Source organism: Streptomyces griseorubiginosus, from assembly GCF_001514195.1.
Taxonomy (GTDB): domain Bacteria; phylum Actinomycetota; class Actinomycetes; order Streptomycetales; family Streptomycetaceae; genus Streptomyces; species Streptomyces griseorubiginosus.
In genome coordinates, this window is sequence record NZ_KQ948734.1 from 1,280,462 (window position 1) to 1,301,375 (window position 20,914).

Sequence of the window (20,914 nt, forward strand, 5' to 3'; positions counted from 1 at the left end):
GGGCTCACACTAACGCTCCTGGTTGTAGGTGCTGTCAGAACCGAAGCCCTGACCGTTCGTTTCACTGCCTGCGTTGCGGCCCCGCTGGACCCCTCGACGCAGGTTGCTCAGCCTGCCCCGGACGTCCTCGGGGGCGCGGGAGACCGATGGGCCCCCCTGCGGGGTGGACTCGGCGGCTCCCTCGACCAGGTTGGCCTTGGGTACCCGCCGCGGCAGACCGGAGGAGGTGACCCCGCCCGCCTTGGGCTTCCGGAGCTGGGAGGCCTGCTGCCACCGCGCGTCGTTGGCCGAGCGCCAGATGTCGCCGCCGCCGTTGCTCTCCGGCGCGGAGGCCGGCGACTCCTGGTGCGCGTGCCGCGTACCGTTCGAGCCGTTCGCGCCGCTCCCGGTGGAGCCACGGCGGGGGAGCCCGGCGTCGGTCAACTCGTGACCCACGTTGGCGGGGGCCGGCCCCGGACGGTCGAAGCCTACGCGGTCACGCTCACTCACGTCAGCGGCCTGCACGGATTCCGTTTCCGGAGCGTACTGGTCCGCGTAACCGCCCCGGTAACCGTCCGGCTGCGGCCAGTCATCCTGGTGGCGGCGCTCCTCGAAGCCCGAGAAGGTCTCCGGGGCGGCCGCGTGCACCGCGGCCGGCTCCTCCTGGACCTGCTCCGCATACGCGGGTTCCGGGTAGCCGCCGTTGGTGGAGAACGGGTCGTTCTGCGGCAGGCCGCCGTTCTGCGCGAAGTACGGCTCGTCGTACGCCGGGCGCCCCGGCTCCTCGTACGACGGCTGCCGCTGCTCCTCGTACGGAGCCTGCTGAGCCTCCTCGTACGACGTCTGCTGGTCGTACCCGGCGGGCTGCTGCTCGGGGAAGCCGTTGCGGTTGGGGTCGTAGCCGTTCTGCCCGCCGCCCTGCGGGGCGTTCTGGGGACCGTCGAACGCCTCGGTGTACGACGGGTCCGGGGCCTGGAGGGCCGGCGGCTGGTCGTGGCTCTGGGCCTCCAGGGCCGCGCGGCGCTCCTCACGCATCAGGGAGCGGCCGACCGGGTCCAGCTCGCGTATGTCGTCCGGGACCTCGGAGTAGCGGCTGTCGTCGAAGCCGAGCTCCGCGGCCGTACGCATGGGCAGACCGTTGTTGAAGTCCTCGCCCTGGTACTGCTGCTCCGGCATGATCTGCGAGACGGTGAACTCGTCGTTGGCCGGCTGGTGCTCGCCGCCACCGCCGTGGGTGATCGCGTCGGGCAGCATGACCAGCGAGGTGGTGCCGGCCTGCTCGCCCGAGGGGCGCAGCTGGACGCGGATGCCGTGCCGGTCGGACAGCCGGCCGACCACGAACAGACCCATGCGCTGGGAGATCGCGGCGTCCACGGTCGGCGGGTTGGCCAGCTTGTGGTTGATGTCCGCGAAGTCCTCGGCGGTGAGGCCGATGCCCTTGTCGTGGATCTCGATCATGATGCGGCCGTCGGGCAGCCGGGTCGCGGTGACCCGGACCTTCGTCTGCGGCGAGGAGAACGTGGTCGCGTTCTCCAGCAGCTCGGCGAGCAGGTGCACGAGGTCGGTGACCGCGCGGCCGTGGATCTCGGCCTCCGGGACGCCGGACAGCTCGATGCGCTCGTACTGCTCCACCTCGGAGGAGGCGGCACGGAGCACGTCGACCAGCGGGACCGGCTGGTCCCAGCGGCGGCCGGGCTCCTCGCCGGCGAGGACGAGGAGGTTCTCGCCGTTGCGGCGCATACGGGTCGCGAGGTGGTCCAGGCGGAAGAGGTTCTCCAGCTGGTCCGGGTCGGCCTCGTTGTTCTCCAGGTCGGTGATCAGGGTCAGCTGGCCCTCGATCAGGGACTGGTTGCGGCGCGAGAGGTTGGTGAAGATCGCGTTGATGTTGCCCCGCAGCAGGGCCTGCTCGGAGGCGAGCCGGACCGCCTCGCGGTGGACCTGGTCGAAGGCGCGGGCGACCTCGCCGATCTCGTCCTTGGTGTTGATCGGGATCGGCGCGACCCGGGTGTCGACCCGGCCGGGGTCGGTGCGGGAGAGCTGGTCGACCAGCATCGGCAGACGCTGCTCGGCGATGCCGAAGGCGGCGTTGCGCAGCTGGCGCATCGAGCGGGACATCTGGCGGGCCACGGCACCGGCCAGGATGAACGCGAGGAGCAGCGCGACCACGACGGCGGCACCCACGATGAAGGCGTCCCGCTTGGCGTTGTCGGCGATGTCCGCGGCCTCGTTCACCGCGGTGTCGGCCAGGTCGGTCTCGATCTGGCGGTACGCGTTGTACTTGAGGGTGTTGACCGCCCACCAGTTCTCGGCGGTGATGCCGTCCTTGGCGAGCGACTCACGGGCGCTCTGGTCCATCGACGACAGCTGGGCGAGGCTGGAGACCATGACCACCGGGTTGGACGGCGGCGGAACGTAGTTCGGGTTCTTGGCGGCGGCCTCCTTGGCCAGCGCCACGCCCTCCGTCTGGATCTCCTTCTTGGCCGCGTCGAGCTTCGCCGCGTCGGCCGCGGTGCCACCGCCGACGTACTCCTCGACGGCGATGCCCTCGAGGTACGCGTACGAGGACAGGGCGACCCGCTGGCTGGCGAAGCTGCTCAGCCCGGGGCCCGGCTTGATCAGCAGGTGCATGCCGATGGAGCGCTGGAGCGACAGGGCCGCCTTGGTGAGCTCGATGGCGTAGACCGTACGGCCGTAGCTGGTGATGTTTCCGGTGCCCAGACCGAGCTCGTTGGCGAACTCGGTCAGCGGGTGCGCGACCTGGGTGTAGCCCTCCTCGGTCTTCACCCCGGTGAACTTGGAGGAGGTGTAGGCGCCGGCGCGCAGCGTCTGGAGGCCGCCCTCACCGTCCCGGAACAGCTTCAGGCGGCGTTCGAGGCCCGCCTTCTTCGGCATCTTCTCGGCGGCCTCGTTGAAGACCTCGGCGGCCTGGTCGGTCTTCTTGCGGGCGGCGACGACCGTGGGGTTGTCCTGGCCCTGGCCGCTGAGCAGCGGGGCCGCCGTGCTGTCGCGCTCGTTGTAGAGGGCGTCGGCGTAACTGAGGGAGGCCCGCACCAGACGCGCGGTGTTCTCCGCGTCCTCGGCCTCCCGCCAGGTGTCGATCGAGCTCTTGACCTGGAAGCCGCCCATGACGAGGCCGACGATCACGGGTATGAGCAGGATCGCGTTCAGCCGGGTCGGCACCCGCCAGTTGCGCGGGGAGAAACGGCCGCCGCTCGACGGCGGCGCGGCCGTCGGTTCCGGACCGGACACAGGGGCGGGCGCCGCTCCGCGCGGCGGCGGGGTGAAGTTGCCCCGGGCCGACGGCTCGGGACCGTTCTTGCTTCGCCTCACTCGACCAACAACCTCTCGGAGGGGTCGGCACCTACGTTGTGCCGCAGTCTCTCAGAGCCCAGTACGCCATCGACTAGTGAGTACGTCTTTGACTATTGGGCAGTTCAGGCATTCCAGCACGACGTCCTGCGCACCTCCAAACATTGGTACGCGGGGATTACGCGTGATGTAAACCCCAGATAAAACGGTCATAAAGAGCGAGCCCCGTCAAAAGACGGGGCTGTTGTGAGCGCAGCGAGACCGGTTGGCAACCACGCGTGGCCATACCACCCGATTCCTCTGCCGAAACGTTATGAACACCGGGGCCGACCGTGTCCAAGGCCACAGCCGGCTCCGGTACATCTACGACAACTGCCGTATGACGATGTTGATTTGGCAGTCGCTCGACACACTCTGAGGGCGTTACCGCAGACGGGCCATCAGGGCGTGCTCGACCAGTGTGATCAGGGCACTCTTGGCGTCCGACCGGTGCCGGGCGTCGGTCGTGATGATCGGGGCGTCCGGCCCGATCTGCAGGGCCTCGCGCACCTCCTCGGGAGCGTACGGCTGGTGCCCGTCGAACCCGTTCAGGGCCACGACGAACGGCAGACCGCTGTTCTCGAAGTAGTCGACCGCCGGGAAGCAGTCGGCGAGCCTGCGGGTGTCGACCAGGACCACCGCGCCGATCGCGCCGCGGACCAGGTCGTCCCACATGAACCAGAAGCGGTCCTGACCGGGCGTACCGAAGAGGTACAGGATCAGGTCCTGGTCGAGCGTGATGCGGCCGAAGTCCATGGCGACCGTGGTGGTCGTCTTGTCCCCGGTGTGGGTCAGGTCGTCGATGCCCGCGCTCGCGGACGTCATCACGGCCTCGGTACGCAGCGGGTTGATCTCGGAGACCGCGCCGACGAACGTGGTCTTGCCCACGCCGAAGCCACCCGCCACCACGATCTTCGCGGAGGTGGTGGCCCGCCCCGCGTCAGAGCTTGCGAAGTCCACTGAGCACCCTTTCGAGCAGCGTCACATCGGGCGCGCCGCCGTTGTTCTCGTCGCCGCCCGGCTGGTGGATGGCCACCAGGCCGGCCTCGGCGAGGTCCGCGACGAGGATCCGAGCCACGCCGAGCGGCATGGCGAGCAGCGCCGAGACCTCGGCGACCGACTTCACCTCGCGGCACAGGTGGCAGATGCGCTGGTGCTCGGGGAGCAGCCCCATGAGCGCCGCCGGGTCGGCCGTGGTGCTGATCAGGGCCTCGATGGCGAGCTGGTAGCGCGGCCGGGTCCGGCCGCCGGTCATCGCGTACGGACGTACCAGCGGCTGGTCGCCCTCATCCTCGTACGGCTCCGCGTACGGATCATGAGAGGCGGTGGGCGGGGTCATGAATCCTCCGGGCGGGACAGCAAGTCGGTCGGGCAAGCCGTCTGGTGAGGCCGGTGGGGGGATTGTGGCGGCCGGACGGTGGTTTGGTGAGACGGGTGGATCCGGGGCGGGTCAGTGGAGCAGACTGCCTTGCAGCTCGGCTCGCAGGTCTGGCGTGAGCACGGCGCCCGCGCGGTCGACCAGCAGTGCCATCTCGTACCCGACGAGGCCGATGTCGCATTCCGGGTGGGCCAGGACCGCCAGCGAGGAACCGTCCGAGACGGACATGAGGAACAGGAATCCCCGCTCCATCTCCACCACGGTCTGGGCCACGCTGCCGCCCTCGAAGATCCGCGAGGCACCCGCGGTCAGCGAGGTGAGTCCGGACGCGACGGCCGCCAGCTGGTCGGCACGGTCGCGCGGGAAGCCCTCGGACATCGCCAGCAGGAGACCGTCGGCGGACACGACGACGGTGTGGGACACCCCGGGGGTGTTGTCCACGAAGTTGGTGATCAACCAGTTGAGGTTCTGTGCCGCCTGGCTCATCGGGCTCAACTAACGCTCCTGCTGGTGAGTGGGGTTCGGGAAACTGCCCGTCTGGCCGTTGCCGCCGACCTGACGACCTTGTGCGATACCCCGACGGAGATTGGTCAGCCGACCGCGTACGTCGTCAGGCGCACGCGAGACCTGCGGACCGGTTTGGTGCTGTTGCTGCTGTGCGGTTCCCGGGACGAGGTTCGCCCTGGGCACCCGGCGCGGGAGACCGGAGGTGGTGACACCGCCCGCCGCCGGCTGCCGCACGCGCTCCGCCTGCCGGACGAGATCGTCGTTCGGCGAGGAACGCCAGGCCGAGGAGGCCGTGGGCCGCTGCGGGGCCGCAGCGGAACTCTGGGGGGCGGGCGCCTGCTGCGGCGGCCGCGGGGCCGCGGCGGCGGAGGAGCCGTTGCCGTTGGCCTGCTGTCCCTGACCGCCCTGACCGCCGTGGAACCAGTTGGTCTCCAGCGTGTCGTACAGCGGAGTACGGCCGTCACCCGGGCCCGAGGCCGGGGGCAGCGCCTCCGGCTCCTGGCGGACCGGCCGCTGCTGCGGACGCGGCGGCATGGGCGGCCGCGGGGCACCGAAGTCGGGACCGCCCGCCTGGGGACGCTCGAACTGGCCCGTGTGCGCGGGATCCTGACGGCCCGGCAGGGAGTGCTGCCCGGTCGAGCTGCCGTCGAAGCCCGGCATGTTGAACTGGCCCGTCGAACCGCTGTCGTACGCCTGGGGGCCGGGGAACTGCCCCGAGCCGCCGTTCTGCCCGACCGGATTCCCGTAGACGTCCGAGCGGACGAAGGAACCGGTGTTCTGCTGGGAGTTGGCGTCCGGGCGGGGGAACTCGCCCGTGTCCTGAGAGCCGTTGGCACCGGGCCGCGGGAACTGCCCCGTGCCCTGGGAGCCGTTGGCACCGGGCCGCGGGAGGTCGTTCCGGGGAGCGATCGCACCGGGCCGCGGGAACTGGCCGGTGTTCTGCGGGGCGCCGAAGTCCGGGCGGGGGAACTCCGAGGTGGCCGCGGGGCTCTGGTGCTCCTCGATCCGCGGCATGCGGGAGGTGGCCGCCGGGTCCTGCTCGTCGTGGCCGCGCGGAACGTCGAGGGAGGCGCGCGGCACCGGCGGCTGCGCGTTCTCGTCGCTCCAACTGGGCGTGCGGGGCTGGTCGTTGCCACCGGGCAGCTCGGCCCGCGGACCACCGCGACCCGGCAGCTGCGGCCGACGGCGCCGGGAGCCCTGCTCGGGAGCCTGGCCGCCCTTCGGGGCCTGTGCCTGCGGCGGGACCGGAGTGCGGGAGCCGAAGGCGTCCTGGCCGGCGCCGAAGGAGTTCTGGCCGCCGAACGAGTCCTGGCCGCCGAAGGCGTCCTGAGCGCTGAAGGCGTCCTGGCCCGGCCCACCGGTACCCGCGGCCTGGAGGCCCTGCGGGGCGCCCGGCGCCTGGCCGCCGAACCCGGCACCCGCCGGAGCGGGCCGGCCCTGCGGGGGGACACCCGGACCCTGCGGTCCGCCCGGCGCACCGGGGCGACCGCCCTGGCCACTGCCGGGCAGCGCGGCCCGCGGTCCCTGACCGGCGTTCAGTCGGCCGCCCGAGGGGGCACCGGCGCCGAGGGCACCCGCGCCCGCGCCACCGGGCGCACCGCCGAGGGCGCCGCCGCCCTGACCGTTGCCGCCACGGCGGGCCGACGCCACACCGGCGGCGGCCTGGGCCGCGGCGGGGGCGCCGGGGCCGGCCTGGCCGGGCTTGGGCTGCGGCTTCTTGCCGCCCTGGGCGACGTCGACGGGCAGCATGACCAGCGCGGTCGTGCCACCGGAGTCGGAGGGGCGCAGCTGGATGCGGATGCCGTGCCGCTGAGACAGCCGGCCGACCACGAACAGACCCATGCGGCGGGAGACCGAGACGTCCACGGTGGGCGGCGAGGCGAGCCGCTCGTTGATCGCCGCGAGGTCCTCGGGGGAGAGGCCGATGCCGGTGTCGTGGATCTCGATCAGGACGCGGCCGTCGGGCAGCGCGTGACCGGTGACCTTGACCTTGGTCTGCGGCGAGGAGAACGAGGTCGCGTTCTCGAGCAGCTCGGCGAGCAGGTGCACGAGGTCGTTGACCACGCGGCCGGCCACTTCGGTGGTCGGCACGGCGGCCAGCTCGATGCGCTCGTACTGCTCCACCTCGGAGGCGGCGGCGCGGAGCACGTCGACCAGCGGGACCGGACGGGTCCACCGGCGGCCCGGCTCCTCACCGGCGAGGACGAGGAGGTTCTCACCGTTACGGCGCATACGCGTCGCGAGGTGGTCGAGCTTGAACAGCGAGGACAGCTGGTCCGGGTCGGCCTCGCGGGACTCCAGTTCGGAGATGAGCGAGAGCTGACGCTGGATGAGGCCCTGCGAGCGGCGCGAGAGGTTGGTGAACATCGCGTTGACGTTGCCCCGCAGAAGGGCCTGCTCGGCGGCGAGGCGGACGGCCTCGCGGTGCACGTCGTCGAAGGCCGCGGCCACGCGGCCGATCTCGTCCCGGGAGTGCACACCGACGGACTCGACGGAGGTGTCGACGTCCTGCGGGTCGGACTCGGAGAGCTGCTTGACCAGCTCGGGCAGCCGGTCCTGGGCGACCTTGGTGGCGGTCTCCTGGAGGCGGCGCAGCGAGCGGATCATGGACCGGGCGACGACGAAGGCGCCGACCAGGGAGACACCGAGCACGAGCAGGATCAGGGCACCGGCGATGATCGCGTCGCGCTCGGTGGCGTTGCGCAGCTCGCGGGCCTTCTGCTCCATGTCCTCGAGCAGGGTGTGCTCGATGCGGCCCATCTCCTGGATCTTGGTCGTGCTGTCGTCGACCCAGTCCTTGTACGAGCGCCGGTCCAGGTCGGCCAGGCCCTCCGGCCGGCCGAAGGCGCGGTCGGCGTACTGGTCGGAGGCCTCGATGGTGGAGTTGCCGCTCTCGATGGGCTTCAGGAGCGCCTCGGCGTCGTCGTCGCCGTAGATGCTCCGGAAGGTGCTGAGATCGGACTCCTCGCTGTCGAGGGCGCCCTGGGCGTACAGCCGGTCGTTCTCGGAGAGGTTGCCCAGGGTCTTGTTGTTGTCCGGCAGGGCCGCGGCGAGGACCGCGCGCTGGATGGACGCGTACTCCTTGGCGGAGGAGAAGGCCGCCAGGGCACGCGTGCGCTGGATCATGTCCGGGTTGCTGGTGGCCTCGGCCATGTCCTGGGAGAGGTCCAGCAGGTGGGTGATCAGCCGGTGGTACGACTCCACCGTCTGGGTCGCGTTGCCCTTGGTGTCGTAGGCGTCGGTGCGGATCTTGTTCAGCGTGTCCAGGTCGCGGACCAGGCCGACGAGGCTGTCGCGGACACCCTGGAGGTTGCCGTCCTTGCTGGAGGTGTCGATGTCCTCGGCGGCGTTGACGAAGTTGGTCGCGGCCCGGTCCGTCTTGTCCCGGTAGCCCTTGACCGTGATGTTGCTCGCCGTGGAGTCGTGCGCCAGCGGGCCCGCCGACTGGTCGCGCTCGTCCTGGAGCGCGGCCGCCAGCTCGGTGGCCTGCTTGGTCATCTCCGTCAGCAGCTTCATGTTGTCGAGCTGCTGGATGTCGTCCATGGAGTCGTTGATGCGCAGCGCGCCCAGCGAGGTGGCCGCCACCACGGGGAGCGCGAGCAGCGACACCAGGCGGGTGGAGATCCGCCAGTTGCGCAGGGCTATTCGCGATCCGGGGCCGGTGGGGCCCTTCGGGGGCTTCACCGGTGGTGTCGCCGCAGCCGCCGGGCCCGAGGACGCCGACGAGCCGAGACGGCCGGGGCCGCCGGAACCGCCGTCAGCCGACGGAGCCGGGCCCGGGTTCTGGGCGTGCTGGGGGGAGGAACTGCCGACATTGGGGCCAGTCCCGCCGTGCCGCTCCGGCTCGGCCGAAGCGCTGCCATCCCTCTTGAAACGTCCCTGCACTAGCGTCGCAACCTCTGGACCAGGCACCTCTCCGCAGAACGGAGAAGCACGGTGTCGGCGTTGTGGGGAGCGCCCTGAATGCGCACCCCGGTGGATCATGAGTGACCCGGCGCTGCTCCCCCTGTCTCACCGCCGCTCGGCGCTTCCCTGCGCCCCCTGTGCGCCGGCTCGATCCCGCAGCGGTCCGTGGAATTCCAGCACAGTGCCGGATCTCCAACAAGGTCCATGGGTCAGACCGTGACCTAGGTGACACCAAGTGAAGGCTGAGTCACCGGGCGTGGAAACCGTTCTGGTGGAAACCGGACATCCCTCCGCGAGTCCCACCCCGGTCGAGGGTGTCCCAGTCGCCATGATCAGGAGCGGAATGAGGGCTTCAGGGAGTCAATGTCCGTTTCGTTGGGGTGGATTGAGGCTCGTAATTGTCCGGTTTGCCCACACGTCAGTGAGCAAACTCACATGCCGATCATTGAGTCTTCGTGACGGCAGAGGGGAATGGCGCGCATAGCCTGACGCTTTACAAGAGTGACACTTCTGTCGAACCCACCACATTCCGAGGTCGAGTACAACCGTGAAGACGACGATGATGTTCCGCAACATTGCCAACCCGCGGCGCACGACGCTGGTGCACGTCAAGGACGCCGGCGAACTGCACACCCCGGAGCAGCCGGAGCACACCCTCGATCTCCCGGCCCAGACCGCCAACCCGCGGCGGACGGTCCTGATGGAGATCCCGGTCTCCGCAGCCGCAGAGTAGTCGACGAGGCCCACGGGCCCGCGAAGGGGCTCCCCGGTAGGCCGGGGGGCCTTCTTCGTGCCAGGACGCCTCCTGTGCCGGGTGTCAGGGCGCCTCCTGTGCCGGGTGTCAGGGCGCCTCCTGTGCCGGGGACGCCCTCTTCGGGTCAGGCCCCGGCCAGGATCTTCCGCGCCGCGCGCAGCTTCTTCTCGTGCAGCTCGCCCAGTCTCCGCAGTGCCCCGGCCTCGGCCTTGATCATGTCCTTCTGGATCGAGGACTCCGCGGCGAACCAGACCTCCGCGAGTCGGGTCCTCTCCTTGCAGGAGACATCGGCCTCGGCGGTGTCCTTCTCGACAGCCGACACCTTGCCCCGAACGAATGCGGGCGCCGCCATCGCCTCCAGGGGGGAGGCGTAGGCGTATCCCTTCTGCTTCATGCAGGAGGACCATTTCCCGAAGACCGCCCGGACTTCCGGGACCTTCTGGGAATTCTCGTAGCTCGCCGTCGCTATCCGGCTCGCCACCTCGGCTCCGGCCTCGTCCTCGTAGGGCTTGCGGAATCCGAGCACCGCCGCGCCGAGGCAGCCTTCGTCCGGCACCTTCTTTCCCCGGTACCGAAGCTCCGAGTTCTTCACGGCGGCGGCCGGGGTGGACCTGTTTCCGTAGAGGACCTTGATCTGGTCCTCCGTGAGCTTCGCCTTCGGCGTCTCCGGCTGCGGCGGCATCCGGTATCCGTACCGCTCGGCGCTCGCCCTGTCCGTCAGCCCGTACCGGCGATCCTGCGCCTCGGCCGGGGCCGGATTCCTCGCGGGCCGATAAGAGAGGCCGAAGTCCCTCATGCAGTCACGGGCCAGGACCTGCTCGGCCGACCGGATCACCTCGTAGTCGGCGTCGCTGTAGCTGTACACGGCGAGGGGGAGCCGGAAGGTGTAGCTTTCGCTCGCCGGTGACGACGGGCTCGGGCTCGGGGTGCTCTGCGGTACCGAGGGGAAGGTGCTGGAGGCGTCTCCGGCCGACGGCTCGTGCGGGGCGCAGCCGACCAGCAGCGTGAGGAGCAGGACGGGGATCGCCGAACGTCTCATGACGGATTTCCCTGAAACGTCAGTTCCACTTGTAGCAGTTCGTGCCGTTCCGGTTGAAATCGAAAGAGGCGTTCTCGTTGTACGTCCTGGCGAGTTTGTCGGCGTCGGCCAGAGGGGCGAACGTGTCGCAGGCGCCGCTGAAGTTGCTGTTGAAGAAGACCGTGGCGATGTGGTCGACGCTCGCGTTCCAGAACGACGCCGCGTTGTTCTTGACGGTCTGCCCCTTGCCGCTCCCGGAGGACAGATAGGTGTACCCGGCGAGATTGGGGACGCCGTCATTCGTGAAAGCGGTGCGCGATCCGGAGAAGCCGCTGTTGTAATAGAAGACGGCGCAGTCGTTCGCCCAGGTGGGGCAACTCTCCCTGGCCTCCGCGTGCGCCATGGGGGCCACGCCGAGAACCGCCGCGGCGGCAGCGGGAACCGCCGTTGCGAGAGAAAGAGTCCTGCGCTTCGACTTCATGGAATCCCCTCTTGTGTGAATGCGCTGAGCGGCATTCGCGGAGATCACCCTAAAGAGGATGAAGCGATCACGACAAGCGGTTTCTGGCCACGGGATGGCCGAGGAGTGACGGGTGGTCGCGGCCCGTCCACCCGCCCCGCCGCCCGACGACGCAGGCCCCGGACCGGTTAGCCTGGAGCCGTCCAGAGTCGGCCGTCGCACCCGCCGGCCGGCCCACGTACGCACAGTTCTCAGTGAGGGGCGCCCAGATCCCGTGCGCATCGCCAGATTCTCCATCGACGGGAATGTCGCTTTCGGCGCGGTCGAGGGCGACAAGCCGGACGAACTCGTCCTCGACATCATCAAGGGCATCCCGTTCGCGGACTTCCAGCTCTCCGGTACGAAGGTCCCGCTGAGCAAGGTGCGGCTGCTGCCCCCGGTGCTCCCCAACAAGGTCGTGGCGTACGGCCGTAACTACGCCGACCACGCGAAGGAACTGGGCAACGAGGTCCCGGACGTCCCGTTCGCCTTCTTCAAGCCGTCCACCTCGGTGATCGGACCCGGCGACGAGATCCAGTACCCCTCCTTCTCCGCGGACGTCCACCACGAGGCCGAACTGGCCGTCGTCATCGGCCGCATGTGCCGCGAGGTCCCGCGCGAGCGCGTCAAGGACGTGATCTTCGGCTACACCTGCGCCAACGACATCACCGCGCGCGACGTCCAGAAGCGCGAGAAGCAGTGGGCGCGGGCCAAGGGCTTCGACACCTCCTGCCCGCTCGGCCCCTGGGTGGAGACCGGCCTGGACCTGGGCACCGCTGCCGACCTGACGATCCAGCTCACCGTCAACGGCGAGCAGCGCCAACTCGGCCGCACCAGCGAGATGATCCACCCGATCGAGGATCTGATCGTCAACATCTCCGAGGCCATGACGCTGCTCCCCGGCGACGTGATCCTCACGGGCACCCCGGCAGGCGTCGGGCCGCTCACCGTCGGCGACGAGGTCGCCGTCACCATCGAAGGCATCGGCACTCTCACCAACAAGGTTGTCAAGCGTGGCTAGCGCACCCGTCCGCGTACGTTTCTGCCCCTCGCCCACCGGTAACCCCCATGTGGGCCTGGTCCGCACCGCCCTGTTCAACTGGGCCTTCGCCCGGCACCACCAGGGCACGCTCGTCTTCCGCATCGAGGACACCGACGCGGCCCGCGACTCCGAGGAGTCCTACAACCAGCTGCTCGACTCCATGCGCTGGCTGGGCTTCGACTGGGACGAGGGCCCCGAGGTCGGCGGCCCGCACGCGCCGTACCGCCAGTCGCAGCGGATGGACCTCTACAAGGACGTCGCCGCCAAGCTCCTGGACGCCGGCCACGCCTACCACTGCTACTGCTCCCAGGAGGAGCTGGACACCCGCCGCGAGGCCGCCCGCGCCGCCGGCAAGCCGTCCGGCTACGACGGCCACTGCCGCGACCTGAGCGCCGAGCAGGTCTCCGAGTACGTCGCCCAGGGCCGCACGCCGATCGTCCGCTTCCGCATGCCCGACGAGACGATCACCTTCACGGACCTGGTCCGCGGCGAGCTGACCTTCACCCCGGAGAACGTCCCGGACTACGGCATCGTGCGCGCCAACGGCGCCCCGCTCTACACCCTCGTCAACCCGGTCGACGACGCTCTCATGGAGATCACCCACGTCCTGCGCGGCGAGGACCTGCTCTCCTCCACCCCCCGCCAGATCGCCCTCTACAAGGCGCTGATCGAGCTGGGCGTCGCCAAGGGCATCCCGCAGTTCGGCCACCTGCCGTACGTCATGGGCGAGGGCAACAAGAAGCTCTCCAAGCGTGACCCGCAGGCGTCCCTCAACCTCTACCGCGAGCGCGGCTTCCTGCCCGAGGGCCTGCTCAACTACCTGTCCCTGCTGGGCTGGTCGCTCTCGGCGGACAAGGACATCTTCTCCACCGACGAGCTGGTCGCGGCCTTCGACATCGCGGACGTCAACCCCAACCCGGCGCGCTTCGACCTGAAGAAGTGCGAGGCGATCAACGCCGACCACATCCGGATGCTCGACGTGAAGGACTTCACCGAGCGCTGCGCGCCCTGGCTGAAGGCCCCCTTCGCGCCCTGGGCGCCGGAGGACTTCGACGAGACGAAGTGGCAGGCGATCGCCCCGCACGCGCAGACCCGCCTCAAGGTCCTCTCGGAGATCACCGACAACGTCGACTTCCTCTTCCTCCCGGAGCCGGTCTTCGACGAGCCGTCCTGGACCAAGGCGATGAAGGAGGGCTCGGACGCCCTGCTGCGCACGGCCCGCGAGAAGCTGGAGTCGGCCGACTGGACCTCGCCGGAGTCCCTCAAGGAGGCCGTCCTGGCCGCCGGCGAGACCCACGGCCTCAAGCTCGGCAAGGCCCAGGCCCCGGTCCGCGTGGCCGTCACCGGCCGCACGGTCGGCCTCCCCCTCTTCGAGTCCCTCGAAGTCCTGGGCAAGGACACGACACTGGCCCGGATCGACGCGGCCCTGGAGAAGTTGGCCGCCTGACGAGGGCACCCGTGAGGGGCGGCGACCGGAAACCCGGTCGCCGCCCCTCACGCGTCGGTGTCAGTGGTGGCCACTAGTGTTCCGGCTCGCCCGCACACAAGATCCGGAAGGCCCCGTCATGCCGATGTCCCCCCGCGACTACACCTGGCTGTTCACGCCGGGCAGCACCTTCGCCTACGAGTCGGGGCTCACCGGTGTGATCCACGTGGCCGGCGGCGGGGAGCTCGATCTGCCCACCGGACAGGTCGTCGCCAGTGATCCGTTCGTCTATCTCGGCTCGGGGGACATCGCGCCGTTCACGGTCTCCGTGCCTCCCGGCCGCTACCGCGTGGAGGCGGCCGTCGCGACCCTCAGCCGACCCGACGAACCCCCGGCCGACCGGCCTCATCTGCGGGTGGCCGCCGCTCGTCTGGTGATACGCACCGAGCCCACCACCACCTGGGAGTTGGCCCTGCGCCCCGACCAGGACCCCGCCGAGCTGGGGGACGACGAGTTCTACGGCTACGGCGTGGACGCCGGGACCGGCTGCTTCTACGACGCCGCGGCCGAGGAGGCCTTCCCGGAGGTGCAGGAGGATGAGGACGAGGGACCGCTGTGGGACGCCTTCGAGAACAGTGACTGGTCCCCGGGCCCGCACCTGGTGACGTCCCCCTCCACCGGTCACACCCTCGTCGCGTTCACCTCCGGCTGGGGCGACGGCTTCTACCCCACCTGGATCGGGCGTTCGGCCTCCGGCGAGGTCACCTGCTTCCTCACCGACTTCTTCGTCGCGCCCGACCCTTTCTGAGGGGCGGCGATCCCCGGATCCTGAGGGGCGGCAATCCCCGGACGCGCCTCCGTGCCCCGGGTTACCGTCGGGTCATGAGCATTCGGGCCGTGGTCTGGGACGTCGACGACACCCTCTTCGACTACAGGGGGGCCGACCGGATCGGAATGGGGCTGCACCTGGCGGCCGAGGGTCTGCTGGCGGCCCACGAGAGCGTCGAGCAGGCCATCGACCGGTGGCGGGAGGTCACCGACGCGCAGTGGGCGCGCTTCTCGGCGGGGGAGGTCGACTTCCAGGGCCAGCGGCGGGACCGGGTCCGGGTGTTCCTGGGCGAGGAGCTGACCGACGCCGAGGCCGACGCCTGGTTCCAGCGTTACATCGCTCACTACGAGACCGCCTGGTCCCTCTTCCCGGACGTCCTGCCCGCGCTGGACGCCCTCGCCGCCAGCCACCGGCACGCGGTGCTGTCCAACTCCAGCATCCACGTCCAGGACCACAAGCTCCGCGTGCTCGGGGTCCACGACCGCTTCGAGGTCATCCTGTGCGCCGCCGAGCTGGGCGTCTCCAAGCCCGAGGCCGGCGCCTTCCTCGCGGCCTGCGACGCCCTGGAGCTGGATCCGCACCAGGTGGCGTACGTCGGCGACCACCCGGAGATCGACGGCCGGGGTGCCGCGGACGCCGGGCTGCTCTCGGTCTGGATCGCCCGCGAGGGCCTGTACGCGACCGTGGAAGCCCCCGACGGCACCCACCGCATCGCTTCCCTCGCCGAACTCCCCACGATCCTCGGCGCGGATACCCGTTTTGGAGCCCCGTCCACCTTCGGGTAATGTTCTTCCTGCGCCGCCGGGGAGCGGGCCGAAAGGCCGGAACCGGAGGAGCAGAACTAGAACAAGATCCCCGCAGGGGCTTGCGTTCCAGTGGCCTATGGTGTAATTGGCAGCACGACTGATTCTGGTTCAGTTAGTCTTGGTTCGAGTCCAGGTAGGCCAGCTCGCAGATGCTTTGAAGTGAACACAGTATCTGCAAGCGGAGATCAACTCCGCGAAGCCCCCGTTGTGTAGCGGCCTAGCACGCTGCCCTCTCAAGGCAGTAGCGCCGGTTCGAATCCGGTCGGGGGTACAGATCCTTCCCGGAGGGTCAGTCAGGGTCGCACCCGCTGACTCTCATGCAGGATCGCTAGGGCCCCCGTTGTGTAGCGGCCTAGCACGCCGCCCTCTCAAGGCGGTAGCGCCGGTTCGAATCCGGTCGGGGGTACGCACTGGTCTAAACCACATTGGTCTATGGTGTAATTGGCAGCACGACTGATTCTGGTTCAGTTAGTCTTGGTTCGAGTCCAGGTAGACCAGCTCGGACCTGTGGCGGTGTAGTGATCATCGCCTACAGGCTCCACGCCCCCGTTGTGTAGCGGCCTAGCACGCCGCCCTCTCAAGGCGGTAGCGCCGGTTCGAATCCGGTCGGGGGTACGAGATGAAGGCCCTTCGCTTCGGCGGAGGGCCTTCGCTGCGTCCGGGATCACGTGGTCCAGGCTCGCCGCCCGGTGCACCAACTCGGCGCACGGCACGAGCTGTTCGGCTCTTGGCTGGCAGGGCGACGCAGATGACTCGTCCGGGGGCGCGGTTCTCCGCGCCGCCGGACAAGGTGAGCCATGTCCCCGTCGGTGCCCAGGCCTGCCGCGGCGTTGAGGCCGGCCCGGATCCGGCGGGGGGAGCGCCCTCAACCCGTGCGGCGCAGGGCCTCGGAGAGGCGGGCCGCCGCGTCGATGACCGCCTGCGCGTGCATGCGCCCCGGGTGGCGCGTGAGGCGCTCGATCGGGCCGGAGACGGAGACCGCGGCCACCACGCGGTTGGACGGACCGCGTACGGGCGCCGAGACGGACGCGACGCCCGGCTCGCGCTCGCCGATCGACTGGGCCCAGCCCCTGCGCCGTACGCCCGACAGGGCCGTGGCCGTGAAGCGGGCGCCCTGGAGGCCGCGGTGCAGGCGCTCCGGCTCCTCCCAGGCCATCAGGATCTGCGCCGAGGAGCCCGCCTTCATGGTGAGCGTCGAACCGACCGGGACGGTGTCCCGAAGGCCGGACAGGCGCTCCGCCGCGGCGACGCAGATACGCATGTCGCCCTGGCGGCGGTAGAGCTGCGCGCTCTCGCCCGTGATGTCCCGCAGATGCGTGAGCACCGGGCCGGCGGTCGCCAGGAGGCGGTCCTCGCCCGCCGCGGCGGCCAGCTCGGCCAGCCGGGGGCCCAGGATGAAACGGCCCTGCATGTCGCGTGCCACCATGCGGTGGTGTTCCAGAGCCACGGCCAGCCGGTGGGCCGTGGGTCGTGCCAGTCCGGTCGCCGCGACCAGACCCGCGAGGGTGGCCGGACCGGACTCCAGGGCGCTGAGGACAAGGGCTGCCTTGTCCAGAACGCCGACGCCGCTACTGTTGTCCATGAAACGATACTCACGTCTCACTCTGTGAAACGCAAGTTCCTTTTTCCGTGAGACGCGCAACCCTTGTAGGCACAGCGGCCCGGTGACCGTACGGGCCTGGTGACGGGCGCCCGTGAACTGGGGCCGGGTGCCGTCTCCTCAAGATCTCTAGTTGGGCCGGTGGACGATCTCGCCGGCCGGAGGGAAAGCGATGGGTAGGACACTCGCGGAGAAGGTCTGGGACGACCACGTCGTCCGGCGCGCCGAGGGCGAGCCCGACCTCCTCTTCATCGATCTGCACCTGCTGCACGAGGTGACCAGCCCGCAGGCCTTCGACGGACTGCGCAAGAGCGGACGCCAGGTGCGCCGGCTCGACCTGACCATCGCGACCGAGGACCACAACACCCCGACCCTCGACATCGACAAGCCCATCGCCGACCCGGTCTCCCGGGTCCAGCTGGAGACGCTGCGCAAGAACGCCGCCGAGTTCGGTGTGCGCCTGCACCCGCTGGGCGACGTCGAGCAGGGCGTCGTGCACGTCGTCGGCCCGCAGCTGGGCCTGACCCAGCCCGGTATGACCGTGGTCTGCGGCGACTCCCACACCTCCACGCACGGCGCCTTCGGCGGTCTGGCGTTCGGCATCGGCACCTCCCAGGTGGAGCACGTGCTGGCCACCCAGACGCTGCCGCTGGTCCGCCCCAAGACCATGGCGATCACGGTCAACGGCGAACTGCCCGACGGCGTCACCGCCAAGGACCTCATCCTGGCGATCATCGCCAGGATCGGCACGGGCGGCGGCCAGGGCTACGTCCTGGAGTACCGCGGCTCCGCCATCGAGAAGCTCTCGATGGAGGCCCGCATGACCATCTGCAACATGTCGATCGAGGCCGGTGCCCGCGCGGGCATGATCGCCCCCGACCAGACCACCTTCGACTACCTCGAGGGCCGTCCGCACGCCCCCAAGGGCGAGGACTGGGACGCGGCCGTCGCGTACTGGAAGACCCTGAAGACGGACGAGGACGCCGAGTTCGACGCCGAGGTCGTCATCGAGGCCGCCGAACTGTCGCCGTTCGTCACCTGGGGCACCAACCCCGGCCAGGGCGCGCCGCTTTCGGCCCACGTCCCCGATCCTGCTTCGTACGAAGACGCTTCGGAGCGCCTCGCCGCCGAAAAGGCCCTGGAATACATGGGGTTGGAGGCCGGACAGCCGCTGCGCTCCATCAAGGTGGACACCGTCTTCGTAGGTTCGTGCACCAACGGCCGCATCGAGGACCTGCGCGCGGCCGCCGAGCTCGTCAAGGGCCGCAAAGTCGCCGACGGCGTACGGATGCTGGTCGTCCCCGGCTCCGCGCGGGTCGGTCTCCAGGCCGTCTCCGAGGGCCTGGACGTCGTCTTCAAGGAGGCCGGCGCCGAATGGCGGCACGCGGGCTGCTCGATGTGTCTGGGCATGAACCCGGACCAGCTGGCCCCGGGTGAGCGCTCCGCGTCCACCTCCAACCGCAACTTCGAGGGCCGGCAGGGCAAGGGCGGCCGTACGCACCTGGTGTCGCCGCAGGTCGCGGCCGCCACGGCCGTACTGGGCCACCTGGCCTCGCCCGCCGACCTGTCCGACGCCCCTGCCGCCGCTGGAGTCTGAGAGTCATGGAAGCATTCACCACACACACCGGCCGGGCCGTTCCGCTGCGTCGCTCGAACGTCGACACCGACCAGATCATCCCTGCTCACTGGCTCAAGAAGGTGACCAGGGACGGGTTCGAGGACGGACTGTTCGAGGCCTGGCGCAAGGACGAGAAATTCATCCTCAACCAGCCCGAGCGCGAGGGCGCCACGGTCCTGGTCGCCGGCCCCGACTTCGGCACCGGTTCCTCCCGTGAGCACGCGGTGTGGGCGCTGCAGAACTACGGCTTCAAGGCCGTGATCTCCTCCCGCTTCGCCGACATCTTCCGCGGCAACTCGCTGAAGAACGGCCTGCTCACGGTGGTTCTGGACCAGAAGATCGTGGACGCGCTCCAGGAGCTGACCGAGAAGGACCCCGAGGCCGAGATCACCGTCGACCTGGAGGCCCGCGAGGTGCGCGCCGAGGGCATCACGGCGAGCTTCGAGCTGGACGAGAACTCCCGCTGGCGGCTGCTGAACGGCCTGGACGACATCTCCATCACCCTCCAGAGCGAGGACGACATCGCGGCGTACGAGGCCAAGCGGCCCTCGTTCAAGCCGCGGACGCTTCAGGTCTGACCCCGGAGGCGCCCCTCCCGGGGTGGCGCCGCCCCTCCTTCGGAGCAACTGAACAGGTCGAGTTTCGGCCACTCCAACACCCCCGCCGTACCCCCGATCAGCCCGATCGGGGGTACGGCCGTGTCTGCTCCCGGACGGCCCCGCGCGGTGCGACACGCCCGCTCAACTTCCCACGTTAAGAAGGGTGTTGTCGGGGTACGCGTCCCTTGTCACCGTGGCTTCCCCATGTGCCCGGAAGGCCGTTTCAGGCGGCAGTTGCACCCCTAGCAGGCGACAACTCGCCCCAGATGGCACAATCTGTGCATGGAACACGACGGCCAACTCGAGCTCTATGCGGCAGTCGCGGACCAACTCAAGGAAGCGCACGCAAGAGTGCGCGCACTGCAAGTCCCGGAGGGCGTACGGATGGCGCTGACCCGGAAGCTGCTGGTCATTACGGCCGCGGCCAAGCACGACGTCGTCGAAGCGACAAGGCGTCTGGAGCGGTTCACCGCTGACCTCGACGCGGGTCGAATCCCGGAAGAGGAACGCTGAACAAGTCCAGAGCGGCCGAGTTCGTTGCGGCACAAGGGTGATAAGCCCGTTTCGTGTTTGATTTGCGGTATATATCTGCCTAACGTGCGAAAACGCTTGAACACTTTCGTTCGGGCAATGTCTCCGAAGGGGAAGACGTGAACAAGGCGCAGCTCGTAGAAGCGATTGCCGACAAGGTGGGCGGCCGCCAGCAGGCCGCCGACGCGGTCGACGCGGTCCTGGACGCCATCGTCCGCGCGACGGTCGCTGGCGACCGTGTCTCGGTCACCGGCTTCGGTTCGTTCGAGAAGGTCGACCGCCCGGCCCGTTACGCCCGCAACCCCCAGACGGGCGAGCGGGTTCGGGTCAAGAAGACCTCCGTTCCCCGCTTCCGCGCCGGCCAGGGCTTCAAGGACCTGGTCAGCGGCACGAAGAAGCTCCCGAAGAACGACGTCGCGGTCAAGAAGGCGCCCAAGGGCAGCCTGACCGGCGGGGCTTCGGCCACGGTCAAGAAGGCGGCCGCGAAGAAGGCGACCACCGCCAAGACCGCCGCCGCGAAGAAGACCACCGCGAAGAAGACGACGGCCAAGAAGACCACGGCCACCGCCAAGAAGACGACGGCGAAGAAGGCCCCCGCCAAGAAGGCGACCGGCACCGCCGCCAAGACCACGGCCGCGAGCAAGACCGCCGCCAAGAAGACGACGGCCAAGAAGGCCCCGGCGAAGAAGGCGACCGCCAAGAAGGCGCCCGCCAAGAAGTCGGCCGCCCGCACCACCACCGCCAAGAAGGCCACGGCCCGCAAGAGGTAAGGGCACAGGGGCACTCACGCGCCGGGCCGGACTCCGTGACGGAGTCCGGCCCGCGGCGTGTGCAAGGGGTTCGGAGGGCCCTTCAAGGAGGTTCGAAGGGTTTTCAGAACGTCTGGAGGGTCACCAGGGTGATCTTCTCGCCGTCCGTCTCGACGCGCACGCGCTGACCGGGACGCAGCAGTCTGAGGCCGCCCGCGTCGAACGCCGGCGCGTCGAAGGGCACCGGGGTGCCGTCGTCGAGCAGCACCTGCCCGCTGCGGCTTTCGGGGTCGTACGTGTACGCGGTCGCCTGCATGGCCGCAGC

At 69.7% G+C, this 20,914-nt stretch carries 18 protein-coding genes and 5 tRNA genes; 14 read left to right on the forward strand and 9 right to left on the reverse strand.

What is annotated here, in order from left to right:
* Positions 1-9: 9 nt before the first annotated feature.
* The 5 genes from AQJ54_RS05705 to AQJ54_RS05725 form a co-directional block, all read right to left on the reverse strand.
* Complete coding sequence (locus AQJ54_RS05705) at positions 10-3,309, reverse strand: nitrate- and nitrite sensing domain-containing protein (protein ID WP_062026780.1); 3,300 nt, start codon at positions 3,307-3,309, stop codon at positions 10-12.
* A gap of 402 nt (positions 3,310-3,711) precedes the next feature.
* Positions 3,712-4,287: a GTP-binding protein gene (locus AQJ54_RS05710; RefSeq protein ID WP_007384912.1), complete on the reverse strand. Its 576-nt coding sequence runs from the start codon at positions 4,285-4,287 to the stop codon at positions 3,712-3,714.
* Complete coding sequence (locus AQJ54_RS05715; protein ID WP_003973454.1) at positions 4,268-4,666, reverse strand: DUF742 domain-containing protein; 399 nt, start codon at positions 4,664-4,666, stop codon at positions 4,268-4,270. Before AQJ54_RS05715 ends, AQJ54_RS05710 begins: the two co-directional genes overlap by 20 nt.
* A gap of 111 nt (positions 4,667-4,777) precedes the next feature.
* On the reverse strand, positions 4,778-5,191 hold the full coding sequence (locus AQJ54_RS05720) for a roadblock/LC7 domain-containing protein (RefSeq protein WP_003993189.1): 414 nt from the start codon (positions 5,189-5,191) through the stop codon (positions 4,778-4,780).
* Positions 5,192-5,200: 9 nt separating this feature from the next.
* Entirely contained in the window at positions 5,201-9,097 is a 3,897-nt protein-coding gene (locus AQJ54_RS05725) for a sensor histidine kinase (protein ID WP_062234468.1), read from the reverse strand.
* Positions 9,098-9,665: 568 nt separating this feature from the next.
* Between AQJ54_RS05725 and AQJ54_RS05730 the strand changes: the two genes are divergently transcribed.
* Positions 9,666-9,851 carry a hypothetical protein gene (locus tag AQJ54_RS05730; protein ID WP_020138705.1) on the forward strand — a complete coding sequence of 62 codons (186 nt, stop codon included), beginning with the start codon at positions 9,666-9,668 and terminating at the stop codon, positions 9,849-9,851.
* Between the two features lie 145 nt (positions 9,852-9,996).
* On the opposite strand, the gene AQJ54_RS05735 is transcribed toward AQJ54_RS05730, so the two are convergent.
* A complete protein-coding gene (locus AQJ54_RS05735; RefSeq protein ID WP_062234471.1) occupies positions 9,997-10,911 on the reverse strand; it encodes a hypothetical protein in 915 nt (304 codons plus the stop codon).
* Between the two features lie 19 nt (positions 10,912-10,930).
* The gene (locus tag AQJ54_RS05740) at positions 10,931-11,371 is read right to left on the reverse strand and encodes a peptidase inhibitor family I36 protein (RefSeq protein WP_062234472.1); all 441 of its coding nucleotides are present in this window, start codon (positions 11,369-11,371) and stop codon (positions 10,931-10,933) included.
* 253 nt (positions 11,372-11,624) lie between these two features.
* Here AQJ54_RS05740 and AQJ54_RS05745 point away from each other — a divergent pair, with 253 nt between their 5' ends.
* From AQJ54_RS05745 to AQJ54_RS05785, 9 genes are all read left to right on the forward strand, one after another.
* On the forward strand, positions 11,625-12,410 hold the full coding sequence (locus tag AQJ54_RS05745) for a fumarylacetoacetate hydrolase family protein (protein ID WP_062026776.1): 786 nt from the start codon (positions 11,625-11,627) through the stop codon (positions 12,408-12,410).
* Positions 12,394-13,878 carry a glutamate--tRNA ligase gene (gene gltX / locus AQJ54_RS05750; RefSeq protein ID WP_079069748.1) on the forward strand — a complete coding sequence of 495 codons (1,485 nt, stop codon included), beginning with the start codon at positions 12,394-12,396 and terminating at the stop codon, positions 13,876-13,878. Before AQJ54_RS05745 ends, gltX begins: the two co-directional genes overlap by 17 nt.
* A 118-nt stretch (positions 13,879-13,996) precedes the next feature.
* Positions 13,997-14,665, forward strand: coding sequence for a DUF4241 domain-containing protein (locus AQJ54_RS05755; protein ID WP_062234478.1), 669 nt, complete (start codon positions 13,997-13,999; stop codon positions 14,663-14,665).
* Between the two features lie 74 nt (positions 14,666-14,739).
* A complete protein-coding gene (locus tag AQJ54_RS05760) occupies positions 14,740-15,471 on the forward strand; it encodes an HAD family hydrolase (RefSeq protein WP_062234482.1) in 732 nt (243 codons plus the stop codon).
* Positions 15,472-15,562: 91 nt separating this feature from the next.
* Positions 15,563-15,634: transfer RNA gene (locus AQJ54_RS05765), tRNA-Gln, on the forward strand.
* Positions 15,635-15,690: 56 nt separating this feature from the next.
* Positions 15,691-15,763, forward strand: a tRNA-Glu gene (locus tag AQJ54_RS05770).
* Between the two features lie 62 nt (positions 15,764-15,825).
* Positions 15,826-15,898, forward strand: a tRNA-Glu gene (locus AQJ54_RS05775).
* 20 nt (positions 15,899-15,918) lie between these two features.
* A tRNA-Gln gene (locus AQJ54_RS05780) sits at positions 15,919-15,990 on the forward strand.
* A 44-nt stretch (positions 15,991-16,034) separates the two neighbouring features.
* Positions 16,035-16,107 (forward strand) — tRNA-Glu (locus tag AQJ54_RS05785).
* A 250-nt stretch (positions 16,108-16,357) separates the two neighbouring features.
* Here the strand turns inward: AQJ54_RS05785 and ndgR are convergent.
* Entirely contained in the window at positions 16,358-17,074 is a 717-nt protein-coding gene (ndgR, locus tag AQJ54_RS05790) for an IclR family transcriptional regulator NdgR (RefSeq protein WP_007384919.1), read from the reverse strand.
* 190 nt (positions 17,075-17,264) lie between these two features.
* On the opposite strand from ndgR, the gene leuC reads away from it, so the two are divergent.
* The 4 genes from leuC to AQJ54_RS05810 all read left to right on the forward strand — a co-directional run bounded on the left by leuC (position 17,265) and on the right by AQJ54_RS05810 (position 20,610).
* Positions 17,265-18,689: a 3-isopropylmalate dehydratase large subunit gene (leuC, locus tag AQJ54_RS05795; RefSeq protein ID WP_062026772.1), complete on the forward strand. Its 1,425-nt coding sequence runs from the start codon at positions 17,265-17,267 to the stop codon at positions 18,687-18,689.
* 5 nt (positions 18,690-18,694) lie between these two features.
* The gene (leuD, locus tag AQJ54_RS05800; RefSeq protein ID WP_062234485.1) at positions 18,695-19,288 is read left to right on the forward strand and encodes a 3-isopropylmalate dehydratase small subunit; all 594 of its coding nucleotides are present in this window, start codon (positions 18,695-18,697) and stop codon (positions 19,286-19,288) included.
* A gap of 303 nt (positions 19,289-19,591) precedes the next feature.
* Positions 19,592-19,822 carry an SCO5555 family protein gene (locus AQJ54_RS05805; protein WP_028809826.1) on the forward strand — a complete coding sequence of 77 codons (231 nt, stop codon included), beginning with the start codon at positions 19,592-19,594 and terminating at the stop codon, positions 19,820-19,822.
* Between the two features lie 137 nt (positions 19,823-19,959).
* Positions 19,960-20,610: an HU family DNA-binding protein gene (locus AQJ54_RS05810; protein WP_020138716.1), complete on the forward strand. Its 651-nt coding sequence runs from the start codon at positions 19,960-19,962 to the stop codon at positions 20,608-20,610.
* 103 nt (positions 20,611-20,713) lie between these two features.
* On the opposite strand, the gene AQJ54_RS05815 is transcribed toward AQJ54_RS05810, so the two are convergent.
* Positions 20,714-20,905 (reverse strand): hypothetical protein, encoded by a 192-nt coding sequence (locus AQJ54_RS05815; protein WP_030315894.1) that lies wholly within the window; start codon positions 20,903-20,905, stop codon positions 20,714-20,716.
* Positions 20,906-20,914 lie beyond the last annotated feature (9 nt).